Genomic DNA, 12,028 nt, shown 5'->3' with positions numbered 1-12,028 from the left:
ATCTTAAATTTTTGAGAGAACTTCCAAAGCACGTGTATTGATTAGTATCTCGCCGTATTCTTGTAGTGTTTCGCGACTGTTGATCGTTTCCTGTCCGTATTCTAACATTCGGGCACGCATCGAACTTACGGCTGTCTTTCCTTTTGACTTTTGATTGTCCAAAATAATCAAATAAAACTTATCTTCATAGCTATAAAGTTCAGATTCCTCTGCATCAATTTTAACATTTTTTACTGCTGTTAAAAGTTGAGACATGTTTTCAAATTCTAGAGAATAGAAGACAAAATCTGGATCTGGTTTATTTTCTACTTTTGTTTCTTTTGTTTCAGTTGTACTTGTATCTGCCATTGTTCCGCCATTTTGTTTTAAATCTTCCACACGTCCAAAGAAATCCGTCATAAGCTGCTCAAATTCTTCGGGATCATCTGGGAGATTATTGGGATCAATATCAATATTTTCTTCAGTAACAATAATATTCACCCCTTTAGGGAAAGGTTGAATTTGGAAAGTTAAAAGTCCTGATGAGAACCTTTCCTCAAGTCCTAGTTCTTCTACTAATTCATAAAAAAGATTTTCAACCATTGACTGATTTGTAAAAAAATCAGAGAGTTTGACATCATGATCAACCAAATCTTGAAAGGTTAGGCTAATCTTTATCGTTTTTTCGTTTATTTCTTCGTATTGCATATTTTTAACCTATTATTCTTCATTAACCTGCATGAGAACCATAACTTTTAGTTTTCATTGCAGAAATATTTTTTCTTATATTTAACTGTTTCTTCTAATTATAACATATAAAAGGCTGTTCGCGTTTTTTGCCATTCACTCGAAAACTTTCTTTTTTTACTTTGTTACTCTTACGAAATTTTTTGTATCATTGGAAATTGTTATGTTATTTACCTCTAAAATATATTTTTTTGATAAAATAGTTCTATGATTTATTACATTCTTGCCAATCCCAATGCCGGTTCACGCAAAGGGGAGCGTTCATTGAAACTTTTACTGCCCTATCTTGAAAAAGAGGGCCTCTCTTACAAACTCTTTGCGACCGAACATACTGGGCAAGAAGCAGCTTTTATCCAAAAAATCCTGGAAGAGAAATCAGCAGAGGACCGGATTGTCATCTTAGGTGGTGACGGTACCATTTCTTTGACTCTCAATGCTTTACCGGATGATCTGTCCTTTGGTTACATTCCTTCTGGTTCAGGTAATGATTTTGCCCGGAGTTTGGGGCTTTCTTTTGATCCTATCCAAGCCTTCGAAAATATTCGCCAAGATAAGACCAAAGACTTTTATGTTATCCATTATAAATCGCAATCGTTTTCTGGCTACGCGCTCAATAATGTAGGAATCGGTTTAGATGCAGCCATTGTCAAAGCAACTAACAGTGGACGTATGAAAAGCATACTTAATGCACTCAAGTTAGGCAGGCTTTCTTACTTTCTGACTGCCCTTCATGTTTTATTTAGCAAAAAACCGTTTGAGCTTAGCGTTTATAACATGAAAAATGCTTTTAAGTTTGATAATGCCTTTCTCTTGACCTTTACTAAGCATCCCTATTTTGGCGGTGGTATTCAAATTGCACCTGAAGCGACTAATCTCAGCCAGGAAATTCATTTGGTTGAGTTGGACAGATATAGTATCCCGAAAATATTTTCGTTAATTCCTAGTCTGCTTAAAGGAAAACATTTAGACAATAACCTTTTCCATCATAGTGTTTCCACAGCAGCTGCAGTAACATCGCAGTCCGTTCAACCCGTTCAAATCGATGGAGAGTCTTTTACTATCCAAGCCAATGACACTTTGACTCTAACTTCTGAAAAAAGAAAGATTATTTGTTAATAATAAAACGGAAGACTATCTTTTCAATAAGAGTTCATCTTCCATTTTTCTTTTACAAAAAAATAGCGATATAATCATCGCTATTTTTTATTTTATTTTACTTCTTCAATTTCAGTTTCTGAAACAGTGACCTCAGGAGCATTTGACAAATCTGACAATGGCTCAAGATTACGGTAACGGAACATACCTGTACCGGCAGGAATAATCTTACCGATAATGACATTTTCCTTAAGACCAAGTAAGTGGTCTTCTTTACCATGGATTGCAGCATCGGTCAAGACACGTGTTGTTTCTTGGAAGGATGCAGCAGACAAGAATGAATTTGTTTCCAATGATGCTTTGGTAATACCCATAAGAACAGGTCGTGCTGTCGCTGGTGTTTTACCAGAAAGGAGAGCTTCTTCATTGATTTTTTCAAAGTCAGAAATATCCATAAGTCCACCAGGCAAGATATCCACATCACCAGTATCCATTACGCGGACTTTACGAAGCATTTGGCGAACCATAACCTCGATGTGTTTATCCCCGATTTCAACCCCTTGTGAACGGTAAGTTTTTTGAACTTCACCGAGCAAGTAAGTTTCAACAGATAAAGCATCACGTACTTGGAGCAAGTGCTTAGGTTCAATTGAACCTTGGATCAATTGGTGACCACGGTGGATAAATTCACCTTCTTCAACCATAAGTACATCAGCCATTGATACTGTATATGAACGTGTATCTGTTTTGCCTTTGACTGTGATTTCACGTGTACGTGTCGCAGCATCTTCAACGATAGATTCAACCGTACCAGTAACTTCAGTAATGATTGCTTCCCCTTTAGGGTTACGTGCTTCAAAGATTTCTTGTACACGAGGCAAACCTTGAGTGATATCTGAGCTTGATGCAACACCACCCGTGTGGAATGTACGCATTGTCAACTGTGTACCTGGTTCACCGATTGATTGAGCGGCGATTGTACCAACAGCTTCACCAACTTCAACGGCTTCACCTGTTGCCAAGTTTTTACCGTAACAGTGTTTACATACACCATGTGGTGTTTTACATGTAAATACTGAACGGATTGTAACTTCTTTGATACCTGCAGCAACGATTTGCTTCGCGATATCTTCTGTAATCAATTGATCATCGCCAATAATTACTTCACCAGTTTCTGGATGTACAACTGTTTTACGTGTGTAACGTCCTTCGAGACGTTCAACCAACGGTTCTACCATTTCTTTACCAGTGGCAATATCAGAAATCAAGAGTCCACGGTCTGTACCACAATCCACTTCACGGATGATAACATCTTGAGCGACGTCAACCAAACGACGTGTAAGGTAACCAGAATCGGCAGTCTTAAGGGCTGTATCGGTCATACCTTTACGCGCACCGTGAGTTGAGAAGAACATTTCCAAGACAGAAAGACCTTCACGGAAGTTAGAAATGATAGGCAATTCCATGATACGACCATTAGGAGCAGCCATCAAACCACGCATACCGGCCAATTGCGAGAAGTTGGAAATGTTACCACGGGCACCAGAGTCCATCATCATAACGATTGGGTTAGTCAAATCTTGTTCTTCAATCAAGCGTTTTTCAAGTGTATCTTTTGCACCACGCCAAACATCAGTAACCGCATTGTAGCGCTCATCATCAGTAATCAAACCACGACGGAATTGTTTAGTAATTTGTTCTACACGTTTGTGTGCTGCACCAATGATTTCTGCTTTTTCAGGAACCACTGGGATATCCGCAATACCAACTGTTAAACCAGCCAATGTTGATTGATGGTAACCTAAGTTCTTGAGCAAGTCAAGGAACTCAGAAGTTGTTGTTGTACGGTAACGTTTGAAGACTTCAGCGATAATATTACCCAAGTGTTTTTTCTTGAATGGCAATACTGTATCAATTTCAGCTAAACGTTTATGGATATCTTCACCAGGTTCCATGAAGAAACGATCATCTGTTTGAGTTGTGATGTTCTCATCGGTATTTTCATTCAAGTAAGGCATACCTTCTGGATAAATTTCATTTCCTTCAGGCATGATTGAGTTGAACATTACTTTACCGACAGTTGTAATCAAGATTTTACCTTTTTGGAATTCTGTCCAAGGTTTATTCATTGATTGTGTTGCAATACCGATACGTGTATGCAAGTGGACATATCCGTTACGCATTGCAATTTCAACTTCTTCAGGATTAGAGAAGATCATACCTTCTCCTTCACGTCCTTTTGCTTCCATTGTCAAGTAGTAGTTACCCAAGACCATATCTTGAGAAGGTGTAACGACTGGTTTACCATCTTTAGGGTTAAGGATGTGTTCAGCAGCAAGCATAAGCAAACGTGCTTCGGCTTGCGCTTCTTCTGACAATGGCACGTGAATCGCCATTTGGTCACCGTCAAAGTCGGCATTGTAGGCTTCACAAGCCAATGGGTGCAAACGCATTGCACGTCCATCAATAAGTACTGGCTCGAACGCTTGAATACCTAAGCGGTGAAGCGTAGGTGCGCGGTTAAGAAGGACAGGGTGTTCTTTAACAACTTCTTCAAGGACATCCCAAACTTCAGCATCTTGACGTTCAACTTTACGTTTAGCCGCACGGATGTTAGCAGCCATTTCACGTTTAACCAATTCGGACATTACGAATGGTTTGAAGAGTTCGATAGCCATTTCACGTGGGACACCACATTGGTACATTTTAAGTGTTGGACCAACTGCAATAACTGAACGACCTGAGTAGTCAACACGTTTACCCAACAAGTTTTGACGGAAACGCCCTTGTTTACCTTTCAGCATATGGCTAAGAGATTTAAGCGGACGATTACCGGCACCTGTGATTGGACGACCACGACGACCGTTGTCAATCAATGTATCAACAGCTTCTTGCAACATACGTTTTTCATTTTGGACGATAATATTAGGGGCGTTAAGCTCCATCAAACGTTTCAAACGATTATTACGGTTGATAACACGACGATAAAGGTCATTCAAATCAGATGTGGCAAAACGTCCACCATCTAATTGAACCATTGGACGAAGATCTGGTGGAATAACTGGAAGCACATTAAGCACCATCCAAGCTAATTTGTTACCAGATTTTTTGAAGGCTGTTAATACGTCTAAACGACGAATGATTTTCACACGACGTTGTCCGCTAACATTTTTCAATTCTTCTTTAAGTTCAGCAACTTCTGCATCAATATCAACATCGTTAAGCAAATCTTGGATAGCTTCAGCACCCATTTTCGCAACAAATGAACCAAAACCATTTTTCAAAAGTTGTTCACGATATTCACGCTCTGTCAAAAGTTGTTTCTTTTCAAGATCTGTTTCCTTAGGATCAATAACGACATAACTTGCGAAGTAAATAACTTCTTCAAGAGCACGTGGGCTCATATCAAGTGCAAGCCCCATACGTGATGGAATCCCTTTGAAATACCAGATGTGTGAAGTTGGTGCTGCCAACTCGATGTGCCCCATACGTTCACGACGTGATTTAGCTGTCGTTACTTGAACACCACAGAGTTCGCAGACTTGGTTTTTGTAGAAAACGCCTTTAAGCTTACCACAAGCACATTCCCAGTCCTTTTGTGGACCAAAGATACGCTCATCGAAGAGACCTTCGCGTTCAGGTTTTTGCGTACGATAGTTGATGGTTTCTGGTTTTTTGACTTCACCAAATGACCAGTAACGAATTTTTTGTGGAGATGCGATACCAATTCGCATACTCTCAAATTTATTTACATCGACCAATGTTTTCTCCACTTTCTTTGTATTTATTTCTTTTCTGTTGAATGTTTGGCTCTTGACAAACATTTCTGTGAAGACCGCTAGCTGTATCTTTTAAAACACAATCTTGCCCGAAAATCTTCAATCTAACGGATCAAAGCTCATGTGCTAGGCAGCAATGTAGAACTTATTTTTAAAATAGAAGTTATCCATCCAAATACAGTTCTACATTACCGCCTAGCACACTTGCACAGCGGTTTACCTTAAAAGGTTTTTATCTTAAATTTATTACGAAAAGCTATTTCTTATTCCTAATAAACTTCTTGTTCACAGAAAAGAACAATTATTTTTCTTCTTTTGCTTCGCTAATCAATGCTTGTTCAGTTTCCACTGCTTCAGTAACAATTTGCTCCTGAGCTTCAAGCATTTCTGGCGTAATGTCAATATTTTCTTGACGAACTTCGATTTCATCATCAAGTTCACGAAGATCAAGGACATTTTTCTCACCATCAAGGACTTTAAGATCCATACCAAGTGCTTGCAATTCTTTTACAAGGACACGGAATGATTCAGGAAGACCTGGTTTAGGAATACGTTCACCCTTAACGATAGCTTCATAAGCACGTGTACGTCCAATAACATCATCTGACTTGTAAGTCAAAATTTCTTGGAGAACATTTGCCGCACCATAAGCTTCAAGGGCCCAAACTTCCATTTCCCCGAAACGTTGTCCACCGAACTGCGCTTTACCACCGAGCGGTTGTTGTGTAACGAGTGAGTAAGGACCAACACTACGTGCGTGAAGTTTATCATCAACCATGTGGTGAAGTTTGATCATATACATGACACCGACAGAAATACGGTTATCAAAAGCTTCACCTGTACGTCCATCATAAAGTACTGTTTTGGCATCATCAGCCATTCCAGCTTCCTTAACGGTATCCCAGATATCTTCATCACTTGCACCATCGAAGACCGGTGATGCAATGTGAATACCCAATGTACGTGCAGCCATACCTAAGTGAAGTTCCATAACTTGTCCGATATTCATACGAGAAGGGACACCCAATGGATTCAACATGATATCGATTGGTGTACCATCCGGCAAGTAAGGCATATCCTCTACAGGAACGATATTTGAAACGACACCTTTGTTACCGTGACGTCCGGCCATCTTATCCCCAACGTGGATTTTACGTTTTTGTGAGATGAAGACACGAACCAACTTGTTCACACCTGATGGCAATTCATCACCATTTTCACGTGTGAATACACGTACATCGTGAACGATACCGCCACCACCGTGAGGAACACGGAGTGATGTATCACGAACTTCACGTGCTTTTTCACCAAAGATAGCACGAAGAAGACGTTCTTCAGGTGTAGGATCAGTTTCACCTTTTGGTGTTACTTTACCAACGAGCAAGTCCCCATCTTCAACCTCAGCACCAATACGGATAATACCGTCTTCGTCCAAGTTTTTGAGGGCTTCATCACCAATATTTGGAATTTCGCGTGTAATTTCTTCAGGGCCAAGCTTTGTATCGCGTGTTTCTGATTCATACTCTTCGATAGCAATAGATGTATAAACGTCATCTTTAATCAAACGTTCAGACATGATAATGGCATCCTCGAAGTTATAACCTTCCCAAGTCATATAAGCAACGAGTGGGTTTTGGCCAAGCGCCATTTCCCCATTTTCCATTGATGGTCCATCACCAATGATGTCGCCGGCTTCAACTTTATCACCAAGTTCAGCAAGTGGACGTTGGTTATATGAAGTTCCTGAGTTTGAACGACGGTACTTCATAATGTTATAGATATCAAGTTCACCTGATGTTCGACGTACACGGATTTCGTCAGCATCTACATATTCAACGGTACCATCATGTTTAGCGATCACAGCAGCACCTGAATCACGTGCTGTTTGATGTTCCATACCTGTACCAATCCAAGGTGCATGTGGATCAATCAATGGAACGGCTTGACGTTGCATGTTGGCACCCATAAGGGCACGGTTGGAGTCATCGTTTTCCAAGAAAGGAATACAAGCAGCTGCTACGGCGATAACCTGTTTAGGAGAAACGTCCATATAGTCTGCAGTTGAAGCATCAACTTCAATATTGTTACCAACGTGACGGGCCATTACTGTTTCGTTGACAAATTTGTTGTCATCAGTCAATGGTGAGTTAGCTTGGGCAACAGTGTAGTTGTCCTCTTCGTCAGCTGTTAAATACTCTACTTCATCCGTAACTGTTCCCGTTGCACGATCAATACGACGGTATGGTGACATGATGAAACCATATTCATTGATTTTGGCATAAGAAGACAAGTTATTGATCAACCCGATATTTGGACCCTCAGGTGTTTCAATCGGACACATACGGCCATAGTGAGTGTAGTGAACGTCACGTACTTCATATGAAGCACGGTCACGTGAGATACCACCAGGACCTAAGGCAGAGAAACGACGTTTGTGTGAAAGCTCTGACAAAGGATTGTGTTGGTCCATAAATTGTGACAACTGTGAAGAACCAAAGAATTCTTTGATTGCAGCAGTTACAGGACGGATGTTAATCAATCCTTGAGGTGTCATATTTTCATTTTCAGAAGATGACATACGTTCACGGATAACACGTTCCATACGTGAAAGACCGATACGGACTTGGTTTTGAAGCAATTCACCAACTGAACGGATACGACGGTTTCCTAAGTGGTCAATATCGTCTACTTTACCAATACCTTCAGAAAGACCTAACCAGTAGTTGATGTTAGCAATCACATCAGCTGGCATCAACACACGATTTTCTGCAGGAATTTGACCATTAGAAATCAATGTCACGACACGTTCTGGATCTTTTGGAGAGTAAACTTTCAATGTTTGAAGTTCAATTGGCTCAGGAATAACAGCATCGTCAGATGGTTGATAAACTGTTGTATTGAGACCATTATCCAAAAGGTTTTCGATAGAATCTAAAACATCACGTGTTACAAGAGTATCAGATTCAACGAGAATTTCACCTGTTTCAGGATCAACGATTGGCTCTGCCAAAGTCAAACCGAGAATACGGTTTTTAAGCGCAAGCTTTTTATTAAATTTATAACGACCTACAGGTGCAAAGTCGTAACGACGTGGGTCGAAGAAACGTGCAATTAAAAGTCCACGAGAGCTGTCCGCTGTTTTAGGTTCACCAGGACGGAGGCGGTCATAGATGTCTTTAAGTGCTTCTTCAACACGTGTGTCTGATGGGTTTTTGTGAACGTCTTTGCCCAATGTTGTATTGAGGAGTTCACTTGGTCCCATAAGTTCAAGGATTTCATCGTCACTACCAAAACCAAGAGCACGCAACATTGTTGTAAATGTTAACTTACGTGTACGGTCAATACGTACATAACCAACACCTTTAGCGTCTGTATCTAATTCAAACCACGCACCACGGTTAGGAATAGTTGTATGACCATAAGATTCCAAACCATTTTTATCTGTTTTAAGGTGGAAGTATGAACCCGGGCTACGTACCAACTGGCTGACGATCAAACGTTCAGAACCGTTGTTGATGAATGTACCCATTTCAGTCATAAGTGGGAAATCACCGAAGAAAACTTCTTGTGTTTTCAATTCGCCTGTTTCTTTATTTACAAGGCGGAAAGTCACATGAATCGGTGCAGAATAGTTTGCATCGTGAGCACGGGCTTCATCCACAGTGTATTTAGGGGCTTTCATTTCATATCCAACAAATTCAAGCTCCATTGTGCCCGCAAAGTTGTCAATTGGAAACATTTCTTTGAAGACGTTAGCCAAACCTTCGTCAAGGAAGTTTTGATAACTTGCTGTTTGAACTTCGATCAAGTTCGGCAAACCAATTACTTCTTTGATTCGTGAAAAACTGCGTCTTGTACGGTGTTTACCGTATTTTACGTCATGTCCTGCCAAGTTGATTCTCCTCATTCTATTTTTCCAGTTTTTCTGGATGTGTTATACAAGATTTGTCGATTTTAAGTTTCTTATGAAAAATTCTGAAAAGTCAGTAGTTTGTCTTTTTCATTACTTTTTAGATTTTTTACAGTTCAGAAACGGCAAAAAAGCAACGAAAACTTGACGTTTCGTTGCTTACAAAACCCGTGGGGACAATATTTCCCACAGAATTTGTCGACAAACCATTACCCTATATTATATCATTTATCGACTGTCTTTACAAGGTCTAAATACCCTTGAATTACTTTTCTTTCAGCTTAACTTTACCTCTATCCGTCACCTCAACACCTTCTAATTTTAACAAACGAATTTGTTCTAGACGCCCTTCACCGTGCATCCCTATAGTGCCATCTGATCTGATGATTCGCCACCAAGGTAAGTGATGGCTTTCCGATAGACCGTGAAGCGCTCTGGCAACTTGCCGCGCACCATTTATAAGGCCTGCCCGTAGTGCAATATCTCTGTATGAACTCACTTGTCCATAGGGTACCGCTTTGATTTCTTTAAGTATCCGCTGCGTTTCCGGCTTAAGGTCTTCAAAGTCCTTTACCATATTTTGACACGTTGCTCAGGCGCGCGATACATCCCGTCGCTTTCTTCCACCTCAAAAGTCTGATAAAATTCTTCTAAGTTTGTCGGTGGAATATTGGCGCGCAATTTTGCTGGGGCATGAACATCCATTGAAAGAAGCATTTGCTGGAATTCCATGCTGGCTTTCATACGCCAAATTTTCCCCCATTGGCTAAAGAAATCTGTAAGATTAACATCCTCTTCTTTTTGCGCAGCAGTCATCGCTGCCGTGATTCCTCCTTGGTCGGCAATATTTTCCGAAACAATCAACTTGCCGTTTGCTGGACCAGCTTCAGTTGCTCGTCCATCAAAAGCTGCAATCATTTCTTCTTGTTTCTTCTCAAAAGCTTCATAGTCTTCGTCTGTCCACCATTTATTGAGATTGCCATACTTGTCAAACTGTGCTCCATTATTGTCAAAAGCATGTGAAATTTCATGGGCAATTACTGCACCAATACCACCGTAATTTTGACTAGCTGACTGTTCAAGACTGTAGAAAGGTGCCTGTAAGATAGCTGCCGGAAAAACAATCGTATTGCTGTCGGGACTATAATAAGCATTAACCATATGAGCCGGCATATGCCACAAGCTCTTATCAACTTCTTTACTAAATTTTTCATAGTGACGTGCAGTGAGCAATTCATCAAAATGACAGGCATCTTCGTAGAGACTCCCATTTCCAACTTTAAAACGACTATATATTTCTGGAAGTTTGTCCGGGTAGCCTATGAACACAGTAATTGCACTCAATTTTTCAATAGCCTTATCAATCGTTGCACGACTGAGCCATTCATTTTTATCTAAGCGTTCTTGATAAACTTTAATCATCTCAGAAGTCATGTGCTTAACGTCTGATTTAGCTTCTTCTCCAAAATATTTTAGACCGTAATAAAGGCCAATCACTTGACTGAAATAACTCTCCGTTATATCGAGCTGATGTTTTTCTTGACTCCTTGCCTCTGATACATTCGATAAAAAACGTCCATATGCAGACCCTAAAAGTCGTAATTCATCTGAAAGTAAGCCGGTTGCCTTACGCGCGATTTTCACCAACATCCACGCTTTAATTAAAGGCCAATTTTCTTCGTTGATGATATGGTCAAAAGAGTCATAAAAACGACTTTCAAAGACAACGATTTTCTCCGGTTCAGTGCTAACCAAGCCCTTAATAAATGAGTCAAAATCTATATTTTTAAAATGTCCTACAAACTCCTTAAAAGGAACCGGATTATAAAGCTCCGCATATTTAGCCCACTCTTCCGCAGTATTTGCTGATTCCACCAAAAGGCCATCAAAAGCCACTGCTTTAGCCGCGATTTCTTGGGCATCTTTTTGTCCAAAATGCTCTAATATTTCCTTGGAGTTTTCCTGCCAAAAACTCAAAAGTTCAGCTTTACGAGGATGACTTTCCTCATAGTAAGTAGTATCAGGCAAAATAAGTCCAGGACCAGTGAAGCCCAGAGAGTGGTGCACTGCATCTTTCATATCTGCATCAACGCTGATTGAGAAAGGTAATGGGGCTTGAGAATGAAAAATCAAATCAAGTAAATGCGTACGAAAATCTTCGAATGAGTTAAGATTTGTTACCTTATCCATCTCTCTAATAACGGCCGAGAAATCGTTTTTATTACGACTCTTCCAATCTCCTGCCTTATTGTAAAACTTTATAGCCTCTAGCAGTTCAGGATTATCTTCTGGAAGTTCCACAGACATGCGCTGCAAATCGGCTGTTAAGTTTTTTTCATTTTCCAATACCAATTCGTCAAAAGCAGAGATACGAGGTTTATCAGCTGGTATCTGTACCTGTTCAAGCCATTCGGCATTTACTGTTGCAAATAAATCATCTTGTATTCGTGTCATTATAACCTCCTGAAAACGTTTTTTATATTATAACATAAAAGAAAAAGCAAACTTCCGAACAGCT

At 40.1% G+C, this 12,028-nt stretch carries 6 protein-coding genes; 1 reads left to right on the top strand and 5 read right to left on the bottom strand.

Annotated elements, in window-relative coordinates; translation table 11 throughout:
* Positions 1-3: 3 nt before the first annotated feature.
* Positions 4-687, bottom strand: coding sequence for an adaptor protein MecA (locus tag lgb_RS02035; protein WP_019292408.1), 684 nt, complete (start codon positions 685-687; stop codon positions 4-6).
* A 246-nt stretch (positions 688-933) separates the two neighbouring features.
* On the opposite strand from lgb_RS02035, the gene lgb_RS02030 reads away from it, so the two are divergent.
* Positions 934-1,842, top strand: coding sequence for a diacylglycerol/lipid kinase family protein (locus lgb_RS02030; RefSeq protein ID WP_019293601.1), 909 nt, complete (start codon positions 934-936; stop codon positions 1,840-1,842).
* A gap of 92 nt (positions 1,843-1,934) precedes the next feature.
* Here the strand turns inward: lgb_RS02030 and rpoC are convergent, their stop codons facing one another.
* The 4 genes from rpoC to pepO all read right to left on the bottom strand — a co-directional run bounded on the left by rpoC (position 1,935) and on the right by pepO (position 11,964).
* Positions 1,935-5,582, bottom strand: coding sequence for a DNA-directed RNA polymerase subunit beta' (gene rpoC, locus lgb_RS02025; RefSeq protein WP_019292410.1), 3,648 nt, complete (start codon positions 5,580-5,582; stop codon positions 1,935-1,937).
* Positions 5,583-5,901: 319 nt separating this feature from the next.
* Positions 5,902-9,492, bottom strand: coding sequence for a DNA-directed RNA polymerase subunit beta (rpoB, locus tag lgb_RS02020; RefSeq protein ID WP_019293602.1), 3,591 nt, complete (start codon positions 9,490-9,492; stop codon positions 5,902-5,904).
* 283 nt (positions 9,493-9,775) lie between these two features.
* The gene (locus lgb_RS02015) at positions 9,776-10,087 is read right to left on the bottom strand and encodes an MGMT family protein (RefSeq protein WP_019292412.1); all 312 of its coding nucleotides are present in this window, start codon (positions 10,085-10,087) and stop codon (positions 9,776-9,778) included.
* A complete protein-coding gene (gene pepO, locus lgb_RS02010) occupies positions 10,081-11,964 on the bottom strand; it encodes an endopeptidase PepO (RefSeq protein ID WP_131005679.1) in 1,884 nt (627 codons plus the stop codon). Before pepO ends, lgb_RS02015 begins: the two co-directional genes overlap by 7 nt.
* Between the last annotated feature and the right edge of the window lie 64 nt (positions 11,965-12,028).

Origin of the sequence: Lactococcus petauri (genome assembly GCF_023499275.1) — a bacterium.
GTDB classification, from domain to species: domain Bacteria; phylum Bacillota; class Bacilli; order Lactobacillales; family Streptococcaceae; genus Lactococcus; species Lactococcus petauri.
Note: the sequence above shows the minus strand (reverse complement) of the source record. Positions and strands in the feature narration are given on the sequence as shown.